The sequence below is a fragment of the Cellulomonas sp. P4_H12 genome (genome assembly GCF_056400905.1).
On the sequence record NZ_JBFUKJ010000033.1, the window covers coordinates 22,326 to 38,870 of the forward strand.

Sequence of the window (16,545 nt, forward strand, 5' to 3'; positions counted from 1 at the left end):
CGCGCGTGGGAGACGATGGCTGGATGAGCGATCTGCTGTACGTCAACGGTGGCACCCCCTTGTCGGGCGAGATCACCGTCCGCGGTGCCAAGAACTTCGTCTCCAAGGCGATGGTCGCGGCGCTGCTGGGCGAGACGCCGAGCGTGCTGCGCAACGTCCCTCAGATCCGCGACGTGGGCGTGGTGACCGGCCTGCTCGAGCTGCACGGCGTCAAGGTGGACGCCGACGCCGAGGCGGGCGTGCTGCACCTGGACCCGACGGACGTCGAGTCGGCGCACGTGGCGGACATCGACACCCACGCCGGCTCGAGCCGCATCCCGATCCTGTTCTGCGGCCCCTTGCTGCACCGGCTGGGCGAGGCGTTCATCCCGGACCTGGGCGGGTGCCGGATCGGCGACCGGCCGATCAACTACCACCTCGACATCCTGCGGCAGTTCGGCGCGGTCGTGGACAAGACCGACAACGGCATCCACATCCGGGCGCCGCGGCGACTGCAGGGCACCAAGATCGCGCTGCCGTACCCCAGCGTGGGGGCGACCGAGCAGCTGCTGCTCACCGCCGTCCGCGCCGAGGGCATCACGGAGCTGGCCAACGCCGCCATCGAGCCCGAGATCATGGATCTCATCAACGTGCTGCAGAAGATGGGCGCGATCATCTCGGTCGACACGGACCGCGTGATCCGGATCGAGGGTGTCGACCGCCTGGTCGGGTACCAGCACACCGCGCTCTCGGACCGCATCGAGGCGGCGTCGTGGGCGTCGGCCGCCCTGGCGACGGGCGGGGACATCTTCGTGCGCGGCGCCACGCAGCCCGAGATGACGACGTTCCTCAACACCTTCCGCAAGGTGGGCGGCGAGTTCGCCATCGACGACGAGGGCATCCGGTTCTTCCACCCCGGCGGCGACCTGCGCTCGATCACGCTCGAGACGGACGTGCACCCGGGGTTCATGACGGACTGGCAGCAGCCGCTCGTCGTGGCCCTGACACAGGCCAAGGGCCTCTCGATCGTCCACGAGACGGTCTACGAGAACCGCTTCGGGTTCACCGACGCCCTGGTGGGCATGGGCGCGACGATCCAGGTCTACAAGGAGTGCCTGGGGGGTCGGCCGTGCCGGTTCGGGCAGCGCAACTTCTTCCACTCCGCCGTCATCTCGGGCCCGACGCCGCTGTCCGCCGCGGACATCGAGGTGCCGGACCTGCGGGGCGGGTTCAGCCACCTCATCGCCGCGCTGACGGCGAAGGGCACGTCGTCGGTGCGCGGGATCAGCCTGATCGACCGGGGCTACGAGCGGTTCACCGAGAAGCTCGAGGCGCTGGGTGCCGAGTTCAGCCGCGAGCTGACGAGGGCATGAGCGCATCGACCCCTCCGGGTGCCCGGTAGCATCGGCTCCCGTGCATCCGCCGGCCAGATCCAACCGCGCCTACCGCAACGTCGCGCGCATCGTGCGTCCCCCGATGCTCGCCATGACCCGCCGTGCCTGGAGCGGCACCGAGAACCTCCCCACCGAGGGCGGGTTCATCGTCGCCTCCAACCACATGACGAACATCGACCCGCTGACGTTCGCGCACTTCCTGTGGGACAACGGGTTCGCGCCGAAGATCCTGGCCAAGGCGCCCCTCTTCAAGGTCCCCGTGCTCGGCGGCGTGCTGCGCGCGACGGGGCAGATCCCGGTCTACCGGAACACCACGTCGGCGGGCGACTCGCTCGCTGCAGGCATCACCGCCATCGAGGCGGGTGACGCGGTCGCGGTCTTCCCGGAGGGCACGCTGACGCGGGACCCGGACCTGTGGCCGATGGTCGGCAAGACGGGGATCGCCCGCCTCGCGCTGACCACGCGGGCGCCCGTGATCCCGGTGGCGCAGTGGGGTGCGCAGAACCTGCTGGCGCGCTACGGCAAGCTGCTCAAGCCGTTCCCGCGCAAGCTGGTGACCGTCGTGGCCGGCCCGCCGGTGTACCTCGACGACCTGTACGGCCGCCCGCAGGACACCAAGACGCTGCGCGAGGCCACCGAGCGCGTGATGGCGGCGATCACCGGGCTCCTCGAGGAGATCCGCGGCGAGCAGCCGCCCACGATCCGGTACGACATGCGCAAGCCGCTCGCGCAGGGCGAGAAGAGGGTCGGCGGCGACCACGCGACCCACCCCGAGCTGCCGTGACGGCGGACCAGGTGGCCGAGGAGCGGCCGGCGGTCCCCGGAGCTCCCCGGCTGCGTGCCGCGGTGCTGGGCGCCGGGGCGTGGGGCACGACGTTCGCGGCCGTGATGGCCGACGCCGGGTGCGACGTGACGATCTGGGGTCGCGACGAGGCGGTGTGCCGGCAGATCGCCGACGAGCACCGCAACGACGGCTACCTGCCGGGCGTCGTGCTGCCGGCCCGCGTGACGGCGACCGGCGACGTGCGCGCCGCGCTCGCCGGCGCCGACGTCGTCGCGGTCGCGATCCCGTCGCAGAGCGCCCGGGCCACCCTGACGCCGCTGGCCGACGCCATCGCCCCGCACGCCGTCGCCGTCTCCCTGATGAAGGGCGTCGAGCTCTCGACCGACCGCCGGATGAGCGAGGTCGTCGCCGAGTCGCTCGGCATCGCGGCGTCCCGCGTCGCCGTGGTCTCCGGCCCGAACCTCGCGCTCGAGATCGCGCACCGGCAGCCCACCGCCACCGTCGTCGCGTCGACGGACGAGGCGACCGCGCAGCTGGTGGCCCGGGCGTGCGCGTCGGCCTACTTCCGCCCGTACACCAACGACGACGTGGTCGGGGTCGAGCTGTGCGGTGCCGTGAAGAACGTCATCGCGCTGGCCGTCGGGATCTCGCAGGGGCGCGGGCTGGGCTACAACACGATGGCCACGGTCATCACCCGCGGCCTGGTGGAGATCACGCGGCTGGGCCTGGCGCTCGGGGCGGACGCGGACACGTTCCCCGGTCTCGCCGGCCTCGGTGACCTCATGGCGACGTGCGCGTCGCCCGACTCGCGCAACCACACGCTCGGCGGCCACATCGGCCGCGGCATGACCCTCGACGAAGCGATTGCCGCCACCGGGGGCACCGCCGAGGGCGTGAAGTCGAGCCGGTCGGTCCTCGAGCTGGCGACGTCCCTCGGGGTCGAGATGCCGATCACGTCCGCCGTGGTGCGGGTGCTGCACGAGGGGCTGCCGGTCGACCAGCTGGCGTCGCTGCTGCTGGCCAGGCCGCACAAGGCCGAAGGGGCCTAGAGCGAGCGCAGGGCCTTGTCGAGGTCGGTCCAGAGGTCCTCGACGTCCTCGATGCCGACGGACAGCCGCAGCAGGTCCTCCGGGACCGTCGCGGACTCGGTGGCGAACCGTCGCCGGCGCTCCATCGTCGACTCGACCCCGCCCAGGCTCGTCGCCGGCACCCAGAGCTGCAGGGCCGCGACGACCGCGTCGGCGCCGGCCGCACCCCCGACCGGGCGCAGCCCGATGATCGCGCCGAATCCGTCCATGAGCCGCGCCGCCCGCTCGTGGCCCGCATCCGTCGGCAGGCTCGGGTGCCGGACCTCGGCGACGGCGGGGTGGGTGCTCAGCCGGCGGGCGAGCTCCGCGGCGTTGGCCTGGGCGCGCTCGACCCGCAGCGCCAGCGTGCGCAGCCCGCGCAGCGCGAGCCACACCTCGAACGGGCCCGCGATCGAGCCGTGCAGCGTCCGGTATGCGTGCAGGCGGGCGTGCAGGGCGTCGTCGTCGGCCAGAGCGGCGCCCAGCACGACGTCCGTGTGCCCCGCCAGGTACTTGGTCACCGAGTGCACGACGATGTCCGCGCCGTGCTCGAACGGGCGCTGGACCAGCGGCGTCGCGAAGGTGTTGTCGACGCCCACCAGGGCGCCCTCGGCGTGCGCGGCCTCGACCAGCGCCGGGAGGTCGGCGACCTCGAGCATCGGGTTGGTCGGCGTCTCGACCCAGAGCATCGACGTGGGCGTGCGCAGCGCCGCGAGCACGGCGTCCGTGTCGTCGATGTCGACGAGCTCGACGTCGACCCCGAACCGCTCCTTCAGGTCCTCGGCGTAGCCGAGCGTGACCTGGTAGGAGTGGCGGGGCAGCACGAGCCGGCCCCCCGGCGGGATGAGGGAGAACGCGGCCGCGATCGCGGCCATGCCGGAGCTGAACACGAGCGCCGGGTGGGCCGAGCCCTCCAGCGCGCCGAGCGTCTGCTCGAACGGGTGCCACGTGTCGGCGTCGATCCGGCCGTACAGCGGCTCGCCGTCGCCGGGCACGCCGCGCGAGACGAACGTCGAGGAGAGCACGAGCGGCGGGTTCACCGGTGCACCCTGCGTCCGCTCGGGCCGGCCGCCGGTCACGACGACGGTCGTCGGGGAGAGGTCGTCGGAACGCTGCGAGGTCACTGCGGCAGGTTACCCGGCACGGTGCTCGGGACGCTGTCGTCGACAGGTAGGGTCGGGCGCGATGGACGCCACCGCACAGCCTCACGACCAGATCCCTGCGCAGACCGACGGTCCCGGCCGACGCCCCCGGGTGATGGTCGTGTTCGGCGGCCGGTCCGGCGAGCACGGGATCAGCTGCGCGACGGCCGGCGGCGTGCTGCGCGCGATCGACCGCGACCGGTACGACGTCCTGGCGGTGGGGATCACCCCGGCCGGGCGCTGGGTGCTGGCCGACGACGACCCCGACCGCTGGGCCATCGTCGACGGCAGGCTGCCGCAGGTCGAGGACACGGCGGCGCACGTGCTGCTGCCGCAGGCTGTCGACGACCGCGACGTGCAGGTGCTCGAGGCCGGGCAGCTGCCGCGCGTGCTGGGCGAGGTCGACGTGGTGTTCCCCCTGCTGCACGGCCCGTTCGGGGAGGACGGCACGCTGCAGGGGCTGCTCGAGCTGGCGGACGTCCGGTACGTCGGCGCCGGCGTGCTCGCCTCCGCGGTCGGCATGGACAAGCACATGATGAAGCTGGTGCTCGCGGGCCACGGGCTGCCCGTCGGGCCGTTCCGCGTGGTGCAGCCGGGCGAGCTGGAGCGCGACGCCGAGGGCGTGACGGCGCGCGTCGCGGAGCTGGGGCTGCCGCTGTTCGTCAAGCCCGCGCGCGCGGGGTCCAGCCTCGGGATCTCGAGGGTGACGGACCTCGCCGACCTGCCCGCCGCGATCCGGGCCGCCGCGGAGCACGACCCGAAGGTCATCGTCGAGGCGGCCCTCGTCGGCCGCGAGATCGAGTGCGGCGTGCTCGGCGGCCACGACGGTGAGCGGGCGCGCGCCTCGCTGCCGGGGGAGATCCTGGTCACCGACTCGCGCCACGCCTTCTACGACTTCGAGGCCAAGTACCTCGACGAGGCCGGCGTGACCCTCGCCTGCCCCGCGGACCTGCCTGAGGGCGTCGTCGAGGCCGTCCAGGACGTCGCCGTCCGCACGTTCGAGGCCGTCGGCTGCGAGGGCCTGGCCCGCGTCGACGTGTTCGTCGCGCCCGACGGCGAGGTCGTGGTCAACGAGATCAACACCATGCCGGGGTTCACGCCGTACTCGATGTACCCGCGGATGTGGCAGGCGTCGGGGGTCGGCTACGCCGAGCTCGTCGACGAGCTGCTGCGCCTCGCCCTCGCGCGGCCGACCGGCCTGCGCTGACGCTCGTCCCGGATGTACGCCGGGCGTTGGCGTGGACGTACGCCCAAACGCAGCCCGGCAGGTTACCCTCGGGGCACTCGTGATGGACCCCGACGCGACAACGACGTCGTCCGGGGTGGACGTCCCCCATCACCGTCGGGACGCGTCGCGCCCCTCCGCACCCTCCGACCGGAGGTCGCGCCGCACGACCGGCTAGCAACGCCGGCTCCGTAGATCGATGGTGAACGTCATGGTCGTCTCGCAGGCACGTTCGACCCGCGAGGCGAGGGCATGAGCGCCATCGTGTCGCCCGGGGCACCTGTTCCGGCCCGCACGGCCACCGCCCAGGACTACTCGGCGCTCGCCGCCTACGTCCGCGAGTCGGGGCTGCTGCGGCGCCGGTACGTCTACTACTGGACCCGCCTGGTCGCCGTCGTGCTGGCCTTCGCGTCGATCTGGGTCGCCGTCGTGCTCGTCGGCAACTCGTGGTGGCAGCTGGCCGTCGCCGCGGGGTTCGCCGTGGTGCTGACGCAGATCGCGTTCCTCGGGCACGACAGCGCGCACCGGCAGATCTTCAACTCGGGGTCGTGGAACGACTGGACGTCCCGGATCCTGGCCGGCGGGTTCGTCGGCCTCAGCCACACCTGGTGGCGCAACAAGCACAACCGGCACCACGGCAAGCCGAACCAGGTGGGCGAGGACCCCGACATCGCCCCCGGCGTGGTCGTGTGGACGCAGGACGCGCTCGAGGCCCGCAGCGGCTGGCGCGCGTGGTTCGGCCGGCACCAGGGCTGGTTCTTCTTCCCGCTGCTCACGCTCGAGGGCCTGAGCCTGCACGTGTCGAGCGTCCGCCTGCTGGTGACCAAGGGCGCCGTGCCCCACCGCTGGGTCGAGGCGCCCATCGTGATCACGCGGCTGGCGGTGTACGTGGGCCTGCTGTTCTGGCTGCTCCCGCCCAGCAAGGCCTTCGCGTTCATCGGGGTGCAGATGGCCCTCTTCGGCATCCTGCTCGGCGGTTCGTTCGCGCCGAACCACAAGGGCATGCCGATCATCCCCGCGGGTCTCAAGGTCGACTTCCTGCGGCGGCAGGTGCTGACGTCCCGCAACATCAAGGGGGGCGTGGCCGTCGACTTCATGATGGGCGGCCTCAACTACCAGGTCGAGCACCACCTCTTCCCGAGCATGCCGCGGCCCAACCTCCGGCACGTGCAGCCGGTGGTGCGCGACTACTGCGAGCAGAAGGGCGTCACGTACACCGAGGTCGGCTTCTTTCGGTCGTACAAGATCGTCGTCGACTACCTCAACCGGGTCGGTCTCGCGGACCGCGCGGCCTTCGACTGCCCGGTGGCCGCGCAGTACGGGCGCTGACCTACAGGCAGGACCGGACCTGCTCGGTCAGGGCGACGGCGGGTCCCAGCTGGTCGACGAACGACGTCGACCGCTCCGTGGCGACCGCCTCCGGCACGTGCAGCTCCACGGCTGGCTCGCGGCCGTACGTGGTGAACGTCCAGTCGCCGGCCTCGCCCTCGACGACGACCCAGTCGATGCTCGGGCCGCCCGGCGTCTCGACGGTCTGGCAGTGGTCGGTCGTCGGCCCCAGCGGCTCGACGCCGCAGCGCAGGACGATCGGCGCCGCGGGGTCGCCCCACGCCGTCGTGGCCTGCGCGGTGGTGTCGCGCTGGGGGAGGCCCGCGCCGAGGGTGTCCGGCGCGGCGAGCACGACGGACGCGCAGACCGGGTCCGTGGCATGCGGGGCGACCTGCGCCGGGACCGCGCTCGCGCACCCGGCGAGGAGGACGACACCGCCGGCCGAGGCCGCCGCCCGCAGACGTCGGGACGTGGGCTGCTGGGGCACCCGGCCACGGTAACCCGACCGGGGCGCCGAACCTCTACCGTGTCCGGGTGACCGGCGACACCCCCAACCATGACCCGCTCGTCTCGGAGCTGACGGAGGAGGAGCTGCTCGCCCGCATCTTCCCCCTCCTGCCCGTGGGCGCCGACACGCTGCTGGCGCCCGGCGACGACGCCGCCGTCGTCGCCGCACCCGACGGGCGGTTCGTGGTCACCACCGACGTGCTGGTCGAGGACCGGCACTTCCGGCGGTCGTGGTCCTCGGGCGAGGACGTCGGCCGCCGTGCGGCCGTGCAGAACCTCGCTGACGTCGCCGCGATGGGTGCCCGTCCCACGAGCCTGGTGGTCGCCCTCGTGGTCCCGTCGGACCTGCCCGCGTCCTGGGTGGAGGGCCTGGCCCGCGGGCTGGCCGCGGAGTGCGCCCCGCACGGGGTCGGCGTGGTCGGCGGTGACCTCTCCGGGGGACCGGTGGTGGTGGTCGCCGTCACCGCGCACGGCGACCTGGGCGGCCGTGCACCCGTGCTCCGGTCGGGCGCCCGGCCCGGCGACGTCGTCGCGCACGCCGGTGTCGCGGGCTGGTCGGCTGCGGGGCTCGCGCTGCTGGAGTCGGGCGCCGCCGACCCGGACGCGCAGCTGCTGGCCGCGTACCTGCGTCCGCGGTCGCCTCTGTCCGCCGGACCCGCCGCGTCGGCCGCCGGCGCCACCGCGATGCTCGACGTGTCCGACGGGCTGCTGCGCGACGCCGGTCGGCTGGCGCGCGCGAGCGGCGTGGCGATCGACCTCGAGGTGGCGGCGTTCGCGCGCGACCTGGGACGGCTCGGCGACGCGGCGGCGCGGCTCGGCGCGGTCGCGGAACGCTGGGTGCTCGACGGTGGCGAGGACCACGGGCTCCTGGCGACCTTCCCGGCCGGCACGGTGCTTCCCGACGGGTTCCGGCCCGTCGGGCGTGTGACGGAGGGGAGCCCGGCCGTCCGCGTCGACGGGGTGCCGGCACCGGCGCGGTCCGGGTGGGACCACTTCGGCGGGTGAGGCTCAGCCTCGGCGGTAGCGGACCTCGAGGAGGCTCTCGCCGCCGATGTCGTCGTACCGCTCCACGCCGTCGGCCTGGAAGCCGTGCCGCCGGTAGAAGTGCCGCGCGCGCTCGTTGTCCGCGAGGACCCAGAGCGTGATCGTCGTCTTGTCGCCGACCTCGCTGATGACCGTCCGCATCAGGTCACGGGCCACGCCGTGCCCCCACGTGCCGGGGTCGAGGTAGATGGAGAAGATCTCCCGGTCGCCGCGCCGCGCGTCCTCGTCGCGGCTGGGCCCGACGGTGACGAAGCCGACCAGCCGGTCCGGCACGGCGGCGACCCACGTGAGGATCTCCTCCGTGGGCCCCTCGCGCAGGTAGCGACGCCACTGGGCGGTGCGTTCGTCCGGGTCCAGGGAGGACAGGTACGCGTCGGGCACGATGCCCGCGTACGCCTCCTGCCACGAGCGCACGTGCACCCGGGCGATGCCTGCTGCGTCCCCCTCGGTGGCGACCCGGATCGTCACCTCGTCCAGCTGCTCGACCATGGAGGTCACCATGCCACAGGATCCGGACATGACGAAGGGCCATGAAGTGACAACCTCATGGCCCTTCGGATGATGCTGGGTACGTCAGATCGCGCGCTGCACCTTGCCGGCCTTGAGGCACGACGTGCACACGTTGAGACGCTTGGGCGTCCCCGCCACGACGGCACGCACGCGCTGGATGTTCGGGTTCCAGCGACGCTTGGTGCGCACGTGCGAGTGCGAAATGCTGTGCCCGAAGCTCGGGCCCTTGGCGCAGACGTCGCAGTTGGCAGCCACGGTCTTCTCCTGTTGCTCTGTACGGATCATCTGCCGCGTGTGCGGCGAAGTATGTGTCGGAGCGCACCAGCGACGCCGACTCCGGGGGAGGATTCGGGGGCCGCTACGGGGCACCACCAGCGCCCAGCATGGCCGGGCAACCGGTCAAGACTAGCCCATCGGGCACGACGGCCCAAATGTGGGTGCGATGAGGCAGGGTGGTGCTGCGCAGCCGCAGGCAGGCGGCAGTGCCGGTCTGTGCGAGCTGTCCGAGGTGGCCGGGGACGACGGAGGTGCGGTGGAGCTGCTCGACGCGGGGGCGGTGCGTGCGTGGGCCGCCGCGGCATGCTCCGCGCTGGACGCCGCCCGGGACCGGATCGACGCGGTGAACGTGTTCCCCGTCGCGGACTCCGACACCGGCACGAACGTCCTGCTCACCGTCACGGGCGGAACCGAGGCCATGTCCCTGGTCGGGCCGGACGCGGGCGCACCCGAGGTGGCGCGCGCCTTCGCGCGGGGGGCCCTGCTGTCCGCCCGCGGCAACTCGGGCGTCATCGTGAGCCAGTACCTGACCGGCTTCGCCCGCGCGCTGCCGTCCGACGCCGGCGCGCGCGACGTGGCCCGGTGCCTGACGGTCGCGGCCCGGGCCGCCCGGGAGGCCACCGTCGAGCCGCAGGAGGGCACCGTCCTCACCCTCGCCGACGTGGTCGCCGGCGCCGCCGTGACGGCCGCCGACGCGGGTGCGGACCTGCCGACCATGGCGGCCGAGGCGGTGGCGGAGGGTCTGCGCGCGCTCGGGCGGATCAGTGCCGTCCACCCGGTCCTGCGCGCGGCCCACGTGCTCGACGCCGGCGCGTGCGCCCTGCTCGTCGTGCTCGACGCGCTGGCCCGGGCGGCCGCCGACGAGCGCCCTGTGGCCGTGCCCCTCGACTGGCTGCCGGCGGCGGCGGCCCACCACGGGTCGACGGAGGCGTCGGGCGGCGCCTTCGAGGTCATGCTGCTGGTGAGCGACGAGCAGCCCGTGGTCGACACCGGCGCCGAGCTGCGGCGCAGGATGGGCGCGGTCGGGGACTCCGTGGCCGTCGTCGGCGGGGACGGCTGGTGGCACGTGCACGTCCACACCGACGACCCGGCGGCGGCGATCGCGGGCGCCGCCCTCGGTCGTCGCGAGCAGGTGCTCGTGCGGCTGCTGTCGGGCGCGCACGCGGGCGGGTCGGCGATCGACGGGGGACCGCAGCGGTGGGGCGTCGTCGTGTGCACGTCGGCGCCGGAGCTTGCGTCCTGGTACGCCGCCACGGGCGCGGTGACCGTGGTGCAGTGTCCCGAGGCGCCGGTGCGGCCCGTGCACCTCGAGCGGGCGGTCGTGGACTCGGGCGCCGCGCACGTGGTGCTCCTGCCCGGCGCGATCGGCACCGCGAGCGAGTTCGCAGTGCCCGGGGTGCTCGTCGACGTGCTCGACGCCCGCGACGAGCTCCGCCTCGTGGTGGGTGCCCTGGCGCTCGCGGGCGCGGGCTCGACGGCAGAGGGGCGGGCGGCGGCCGAGGCGGCGCTGGCCCGGCTCGACGCGGTCGAGGTCGAGGTCGGTTCCGTGCAGTCGGCGCGCGACGCGACCGATGCGCTCGTGGCGGTGCGTCGCGACGCGCCGGCCGAGAGCCTGACGGTCCTGCTGCGCGACGAGCCCGACGACGGCCTCGTCGACGGGATCCTCGCGCACCTGGCGACGCGGCACCCGGGCGTCGAGCCGACGGTCGTCGGCCCGACCGGGCACGGCCCCGCGCTCGTGATCGGGCTGGACTGACCGTGGCGACGCGCAGACCCCCTGCCGACCGGCTCACGTACCCGGACAGCGTGCCCACCGTCGTGGAGCCGCTGGACCGGCGGTTCACGGCCGCGACGGAGGCCGACCAGAAGAAGTTCGCGGGGCTCGGCCTGGAGACCGTGGGCGACCTGCTGTCCTACTACCCCTGGCGGTACGCGGACTCGCGCGAGGTCACCGACATCGCGAGCCTCGCGGTCGGGGCCAACGTGTCGCTGGTCGCGCGCGTGCGCGGCGCGGAGATCAAGACCGCGATGAAGACGGGCAAGCCGCGGGTCGAGGCGAAGGTCACCGACGGCACCCGCACGCTCGACCTGGTGATCTTCATGCCGCACCGGGGGGCGGCGGAGTACCACCTCAAGCGGCTGGTGCCGGGCAGCCTCGGGCTGTTCTCGGGGCAGATCAACGTGTTCAACGGGCGGCTGCAGCTGGCCAACCCCGTCTACGCGATCTTCGGGCTCGAGGTGGACGAGGAGGTCGCGCTCGAGGAGGCCGAGTGGCCGATCCCGATCTACCCGGCGACCGCCGGCCTGGAGTCGGAGAAGATCCGCAAGGCGGTGCGCAAGGCCTTCGACCCGCTGACCGAGCAGGACGTGCCCGACCCCGTGCCGGACCTGGTGCGCGCGGAGCGGCACCTGGCGTCGCGGTGGTCGGCGCTGCGCGGGGTGCACGTGCCGCAGACCGAGGAGGACTGGCGCAAGGGGCAGGCGCGGCTGCGGTACGAGGAGGCGTTCGTGCTGCAGGCGGAGCTGGCCCGCCGACGCGCGCACGCGCAGCGGGAGGAGTCGACCGCCCGGCCGGCGCGCGCGGGAGGGCTGCTCGACGCCTTCGACGCGCGGCTGCCCTTCACGCTGACCGAGGGACAGGTGGCCGCGGGGGAGCAGATCGCCGCCGACCTCGCCCGGCCGCACCCGATGCAGCGGCTGCTGCAGGGCGAGGTCGGGTCGGGCAAGACGGTCGTCGCGCTGCGGGCGATGCTCCAGGTGGTCGACGCCGGCGGGCAGGCGGCGTTGCTCGCCCCCACCTCGGTGCTCGCCGCGCAGCACGTGCGGACCCTGCGCGCGATGCTGGGCGACCTGGCCGAGGGCGGTCTGCTGGGTGGCTCCGAGATCGGCACGCGGGTCGCGGTCATCACGGGCGCGCAGACGGCGGCGGAGCGGCGCACCAACCTGCTGGAGGCGGCGAGCGGCCAGGCGGGGATCGTCGTCGGCACCCACGCGCTGCTCTCCGACCCGGTGCAGTTCGCCGACCTCGGCCTCGTCGTCATCGACGAGCAGCACAAGTTCGGCGTCGAGCAGCGGGGGCGGCTGCAGGCGAAGGCCGCGAACGCGCCCCACCTGCTGGTGACCACGGCGACGCCGATCCCGCGGACGGTCGCCATGACGGTGTTCGGCGAGCTCGAGACCTCCGAGCTCCGGCACGTGCCCGCGGGGCGCAGCGGGATCACCACCCACGTCGTTCCCGCCGACAACCGCGTGTGGATGGACCGGACGTGGAGCCGCGTGCGCGAGGAGGTCGAGAAGGGCGGTCGGGCGTTCGTGGTGTGCGCGCGGATCGACGAGGACGCCGAAGGATCGGGGGACGCCGACGACGGCGTGGACCTGGTCGCCGACGAGCCGGCCACCGTCGGCGAGGCGCAGGCCGCCGCGCAGCGCGCCCCCAAGAAGCCGCTGCGGGCCGTGCTCGAGGTGGCCGAGACCCTGCGTGCGGACCCGCGGCTCGGCGGCGCGGCCGTCGGTCTCCTGCACGGGCGGATGACCAGCGAGGAGAAGGACCGGGCGATCGCCGACTTCGCCTCGGGACGCACCCCGGTGCTCGTCTCGACCACCGTGATCGAGGTCGGCGTGGACGTACCGGCCGCGACCGTCATGGTCATCCTCGACGCCCACGTCTTCGGGCTGTCGCAGCTGCACCAGCTGCGCGGGCGCGTGGGCCGGGGGAGCGCGCCGGGGCTGTGCCTGCTCGTGGCGGACGCGCCGGAGGGCACCGTCGCGGCCCGGCGGCTGGGCGCGCTCGCGGAGACGACCGACGGCTTCGAGCTCGCGCGCGTCGACCTCGAGCTGCGCCGCGAGGGCGACGTGCTCGGGTCCGCGCAGTCGGGGCGGCGCGGCACGTTGAGGTTCCTGCGGATCGTCAGCGACGGCGCGGTCATCGACCGGGCCCGCGACGACGCTCGGGCGCTGGTCGAGGCCGATCCAGAGCTGGCCGCGTGGCCCGCGCTGCAGGCCGCGATCGCGACGCAGCTGGCCGACGGGCGCGAGGAGTTCCTCGGGCAGAGCTGACGCGGCCCCGCGTGCCGCAGCACTCATCCGGCGCCGATACCCTGACGCACGTGTCGAAGCCCGTGATCAGCGCCAAGGACCTGCTCGTCGGTTACGGCGGAGCGCCCGTGTGCGCACCCGTGACGTTCACGCTGGCGCCGGGCAAGGTGATCGCCCTCGTCGGCGCCAACGGGTCGGGGAAGTCGACCGTGCTCCGCGCGGTCATCGGGCTGCTGGAGCCGTCGGGCGGGACGCTGCAGGTGTTCGGCGCCCCCGTGGACGAGCGCGAGGTCGCCTTCCGCACGAAGGTGGCCAGCGTGCTCGACGACGACGCCTACTTCCCGGCGCTCACCGTCTCCGAGCACCTCTACCTGACGGCCCGTGGGCACGGCGTGCACGGTGCGCAGGAGGTGGTCGCCGGGCTGCTCGACGAGTTCGGGCTCACCGACCACGCGCGCTCCCTGCCCGTCGCCCTGTCGTCCGGTCAGCGGCGCCGCCTGCTCCTCGCCGCCGGCTTCGTGCGGCCGCGCTCGCTGCTGGTGCTCGACGAGCCGGAGCAGCGCCTCGACCGGGCCATGCGCGACCGGCTGGCGGACCGGATCGTCGCCGAGAAGAAGGCGGGCGGGGCCGTGCTGCTGGCCACGCACGACCCGGACCTGCTGCGCGCGGTCGCGGACCGGGCGGTGCACGTGGCCGACGACGTCACCCGCCTGCTGCCCACGGACCAGGCCGCCGACCTCATCTCGCGGGAGAACCCGTGACCGAGGTCCCGCACGACGACGAGCCCGCCGTCCAGCCGTTCGAGGTCGGTGCGATCCCGTCGGCGAAGAGCATCCGCCGGTTCACCTCGCAGGCGGCCAACGCGCGCGGCGGCGCGAGCATCGGCTCGCTGCTCTCGAGCGTGTACTACGCCGTCATCAGCATCGCGATCAGCATCGGCATCGCGCTCGGCGCCGCCCAGGCCATGCGCGTCGCGCTGCCGCCCGCGCCGGACGTCGAGGCGCCGGTCTCGCTGAGCCTGGCCACGCTGGTCGTCGTGATCCTCGTGGCGCTCGCCGGGGTGCTGCTGTCCCTCGCCGGTCGGTTGGGTCCGGTCGGGTCGGGCGGCGCCGAGGCCGCCTGGTGGCTGGGGCTGCCCGTCGACCGGCGTGGCCTCCTGCGCCCCGCGGCGCGGCGCCTCCCGCTGCTCGCCGGCTTCGTCGGTGCCGTCGTCGTCGCGCTCCTCGACGCCGGGCTGCTGGCCGACGCCGGGCACCGCGTGGTGCGGGTCGCCGGCACCGCCGCGGTCGTGGCCGCGGGGATCGTGCTGCTCGCGGCGGTCGGGCAGTCGGCGAGCGTGTCGCGGCGCTCGATCGCGCTGGTCGGCGACGTGCTGCTGTTCTTGGCCCCGGTCGCCGCGGTCGCGCTGTCGCTGGCCGGCTGGTCGGTCGACGCCGTGCCCGGCCCGCCGTGGTGGCTGCTCGCGTTCCTGGCCGTCGTCGTCGTCGGGCTCGCGTTCCTCGTCGACCACCGGCTCGGCCGCATGCCCGAGCGGACCCTGCGCGAGAGCGGCTCCGTCGCGACGCAGGCCGTCGGCGCCGTGGTGTCGATGGACTCGCGCGAGCTCGGCCGCGCCCTGACCGACGGCGCCGCGCCCCCTGTCCGGCGCTGGCTCTCGCCGCTGAGCACCGCGCGCGGGCCCGCGTCCGCGCTGATCACCGCCGACCTCGCCGTCCTGCGCCGATCGGCCCGGCACGTGGTCCAGCTGGGCGTCGCGGCGCTGGTGCCCGTGCTCGTCAGCACGGTGCCGGAGCTGGCGAGCCCGTTCGGCGTGCTCCTCGGCCTGCTGGTGGCCGGCTACGTCGCCATGAGCGCGACCGGCGAGGGTGCGCGACGCGCCGAGATGGCGCCGATCCTCGACCGCCTGCTGCCGATCGAGGCCAAGACGGTGCGGCGGCTGCGGATGGTCGTGCCGGCCGCGGCCATGGCCCTCTGGTCGCTCGTCGCCTTCGCCGCGGTCGGCCGGTGGGCCTCCGACGTGCCGGGCTGGATCGCGCTCGGGCTCGCGTCGACCCCGGTGTGGGCTGCGGCGGCGGTGCGCGCCTCGTACCGCCCGGCGCCCGACTGGGGCGGTGCGCTCGTCTCGACGCCCATGGGCGCGCTGCCCACCGGCGTGGCAACCGTCCTCGCGCGCGGCCCGGACCTGGTCGTCCTCGGCCTGCTGCCGGTCTGGATCGCCGTCCTGCTGCGCACCGTCAACCCGATCCTGCTGTACGTGCAGGTCATCCTGTCGGTCATCGCGGTGGCGATCGCGTCGTCGATCCGCACCGGGTCGCTGATGGACCGCCTCATGGAGTCCCAGGACCAGATGCAGGAGCGGGCCGGAGTCCGCAAGTGACCCGCATCGTCGCCGGCACCGTCGGTGGCCGCACGCTCGCGGTGCCGCGAGCGGGCACCCGACCCACCAGCGAGCGCGTCCGCGAGGCGCTGTTCTCCCGGCTCGAGCACCTCGACGTCGTCGACGGCGCCCGCGTGCTCGACCTGTACGCCGGGTCCGGTGCGCTCGGGATCGAGGCGGCCAGCCGCGGCGCGGAGCACGTGACGCTCGTGGACGCCGCCCGGGACGCCGTCGAGGTGTGCCGCCGCAACGTGGCCGCGCTGGCCCTGGCCGACCGCGTGACGGTCGTCGCCGACAAGGCGGAGCGCTTCGCTCAGCGGGTGCCGCCGGCGCCGTGGGACCTCGTGCTCGTCGACCCTCCGTACGACCTGGCGGAGGAGGACCTCGGGGGCGTCCTCGCCGGCGTGGCGCGGGCGCTGTCCCCCCAGGCCGTCGTGGTGGTCGAGCGCTCGTCGCGCACGCCGGAGCCCACGTGGGCCGCGCCGCTCGAGCGCTTCGACCGGCGCGCGTACGGCGAGACGGTCATGTGGTTCGCGGAGCTCGCTGCAGCACCGTGAGCAGCGGGCCGTCGCCGGCCAGCCGGACCGTCCCGACCGGACCGTAGCCGAGCCGCTCGTAGAACGGCAGGTTCCGCGGGTCGGTGGTCGCGAGGTACGTCCCGGCGTCGCCGGCCGCAGCGATGCCGGCCTCGACGAGCCGACGCCCGACGGAACGACCCTGCCAGGCCGGCTCGACCCCGAGGAAGTTGAGGTACGGGCTCGGGGCGACGGGCGCGAGCCGTGCCGCGGACGCCAGCGCCGCGAGGACCTGCGCGGCCCGGTCGGGGCCGACCAGCGCGGCGAGCGCATCCGCGGGCGTGGGCAGCGACTCCGGCGC

At 74.3% G+C, this 16,545-nt stretch carries 16 protein-coding genes; 11 read left to right on the top strand and 5 right to left on the bottom strand.

Going from position 1 to position 16,545, the window contains the following annotated elements; genetic code table 11:
- The first annotated feature begins 23 nt into the window (after positions 1-23).
- The 3 genes from murA to AC1DQC_RS16960 are packed head-to-tail and all read left to right on the top strand — an operon-like array spanning position 24 to position 3,206.
- The gene (gene murA / locus AC1DQC_RS16950) at positions 24-1,352 is read left to right on the top strand and encodes a UDP-N-acetylglucosamine 1-carboxyvinyltransferase (protein WP_477052405.1); all 1,329 of its coding nucleotides are present in this window, start codon (positions 24-26) and stop codon (positions 1,350-1,352) included.
- 40 nt (positions 1,353-1,392) lie between these two features.
- A complete protein-coding gene (locus AC1DQC_RS16955) occupies positions 1,393-2,157 on the top strand; it encodes a lysophospholipid acyltransferase family protein (RefSeq protein WP_477052406.1) in 765 nt (254 codons plus the stop codon).
- Positions 2,154-3,206 (top strand): NAD(P)H-dependent glycerol-3-phosphate dehydrogenase, encoded by a 1,053-nt coding sequence (locus tag AC1DQC_RS16960; protein ID WP_477052407.1) that lies wholly within the window; start codon positions 2,154-2,156, stop codon positions 3,204-3,206. Before AC1DQC_RS16955 ends, AC1DQC_RS16960 begins: the two co-directional genes overlap by 4 nt.
- Here AC1DQC_RS16960 and AC1DQC_RS16965 read toward each other — a convergent pair.
- Positions 3,203-4,348 (bottom strand): trans-sulfuration enzyme family protein, encoded by a 1,146-nt coding sequence (locus AC1DQC_RS16965; protein ID WP_477052408.1) that lies wholly within the window; start codon positions 4,346-4,348, stop codon positions 3,203-3,205. The genes AC1DQC_RS16960 and AC1DQC_RS16965 overlap by 4 nt on opposite strands.
- A gap of 61 nt (positions 4,349-4,409) precedes the next feature.
- Between AC1DQC_RS16965 and AC1DQC_RS16970 the strand changes: the two genes are divergently transcribed.
- Complete coding sequence (locus AC1DQC_RS16970) at positions 4,410-5,573, top strand: D-alanine--D-alanine ligase family protein (protein WP_477052409.1); 1,164 nt, start codon at positions 4,410-4,412, stop codon at positions 5,571-5,573.
- Positions 5,574-5,843: 270 nt separating this feature from the next.
- Positions 5,844-6,920 carry a fatty acid desaturase family protein gene (locus tag AC1DQC_RS16975; RefSeq protein ID WP_477052410.1) on the top strand — a complete coding sequence of 359 codons (1,077 nt, stop codon included), beginning with the start codon at positions 5,844-5,846 and terminating at the stop codon, positions 6,918-6,920.
- Between the two features lies 1 nt (position 6,921).
- Here the strand turns inward: AC1DQC_RS16975 and AC1DQC_RS16980 are convergent, their stop codons facing one another.
- The gene (locus AC1DQC_RS16980; RefSeq protein WP_477052411.1) at positions 6,922-7,407 is read right to left on the bottom strand and encodes a DUF3515 family protein; all 486 of its coding nucleotides are present in this window, start codon (positions 7,405-7,407) and stop codon (positions 6,922-6,924) included.
- A 47-nt stretch (positions 7,408-7,454) separates the two neighbouring features.
- Here AC1DQC_RS16980 and AC1DQC_RS16985 point away from each other — a divergent pair, with 47 nt between their 5' ends.
- Complete coding sequence (locus tag AC1DQC_RS16985) at positions 7,455-8,432, top strand: thiamine-phosphate kinase (protein WP_477052412.1); 978 nt, start codon at positions 7,455-7,457, stop codon at positions 8,430-8,432.
- A 3-nt stretch (positions 8,433-8,435) separates the two neighbouring features.
- Here AC1DQC_RS16985 and AC1DQC_RS16990 read toward each other — a convergent pair whose 3' ends face one another.
- Together AC1DQC_RS16990 and rpmB are read right to left on the bottom strand one after the other, a co-directional pair.
- Entirely contained in the window at positions 8,436-8,960 is a 525-nt protein-coding gene (locus AC1DQC_RS16990; RefSeq protein WP_477052413.1) for an N-acetyltransferase family protein, read from the bottom strand.
- Between the two features lie 84 nt (positions 8,961-9,044).
- A complete protein-coding gene (rpmB, locus tag AC1DQC_RS16995; protein ID WP_028050248.1) occupies positions 9,045-9,236 on the bottom strand; it encodes a 50S ribosomal protein L28 in 192 nt (63 codons plus the stop codon).
- A 187-nt stretch (positions 9,237-9,423) separates the two neighbouring features.
- Between rpmB and AC1DQC_RS17000 the strand changes: the two genes are divergently transcribed.
- The 5 genes from AC1DQC_RS17000 to rsmD are packed head-to-tail and all read left to right on the top strand — an operon-like array spanning position 9,424 to position 16,226.
- Positions 9,424-11,013 (top strand): DAK2 domain-containing protein, encoded by a 1,590-nt coding sequence (locus AC1DQC_RS17000; protein WP_477052414.1) that lies wholly within the window; start codon positions 9,424-9,426, stop codon positions 11,011-11,013.
- Between the two features lie 50 nt (positions 11,014-11,063).
- A complete protein-coding gene (locus tag AC1DQC_RS17005; protein ID WP_477052415.1) occupies positions 11,064-13,313 on the top strand; it encodes an ATP-dependent DNA helicase RecG in 2,250 nt (749 codons plus the stop codon).
- A 50-nt stretch (positions 13,314-13,363) separates the two neighbouring features.
- Entirely contained in the window at positions 13,364-14,053 is a 690-nt protein-coding gene (locus AC1DQC_RS17010) for an ABC transporter ATP-binding protein (RefSeq protein WP_477052416.1), read from the top strand.
- Positions 14,050-15,669: a DUF6297 family protein gene (locus AC1DQC_RS17015; RefSeq protein ID WP_477052417.1), complete on the top strand. Its 1,620-nt coding sequence runs from the start codon at positions 14,050-14,052 to the stop codon at positions 15,667-15,669. Before AC1DQC_RS17010 ends, AC1DQC_RS17015 begins: the two co-directional genes overlap by 4 nt.
- Entirely contained in the window at positions 15,666-16,226 is a 561-nt protein-coding gene (gene rsmD, locus AC1DQC_RS17020; protein WP_477052418.1) for a 16S rRNA (guanine(966)-N(2))-methyltransferase RsmD, read from the top strand. The genes AC1DQC_RS17015 and rsmD overlap by 4 nt, the downstream gene beginning before the upstream one ends.
- On the opposite strand, the gene AC1DQC_RS17025 is transcribed toward rsmD, so the two are convergent.
- Positions 16,192-16,545: GNAT family N-acetyltransferase (locus AC1DQC_RS17025; RefSeq protein WP_477052419.1), on the bottom strand; the 354-nt coding region annotated here is incomplete at its 5' end. The genes rsmD and AC1DQC_RS17025 overlap by 35 nt on opposite strands.

Coding starts and splice junctions, on each gene's coding strand:
- AC1DQC_RS16990 (WP_477052413.1), bottom strand. CDS start 8,960: ATGGTCGAGCAGCTGGACGAGGTGACGATCCGGGTCGCCACCGAGGGG.
- AC1DQC_RS17000 (WP_477052414.1), top strand. CDS start 9,424: ATGAGGCAGGGTGGTGCTGCGCAGCCGCAGGCAGGCGGCAGTGCCGGT.
- AC1DQC_RS16970 (WP_477052409.1), top strand. CDS start 4,410: ATGGACGCCACCGCACAGCCTCACGACCAGATCCCTGCGCAGACCGAC.
- murA (WP_477052405.1), top strand. CDS start 24: ATGAGCGATCTGCTGTACGTCAACGGTGGCACCCCCTTGTCGGGCGAG.
- AC1DQC_RS16975 (WP_477052410.1), top strand. CDS start 5,844: ATGAGCGCCATCGTGTCGCCCGGGGCACCTGTTCCGGCCCGCACGGCC.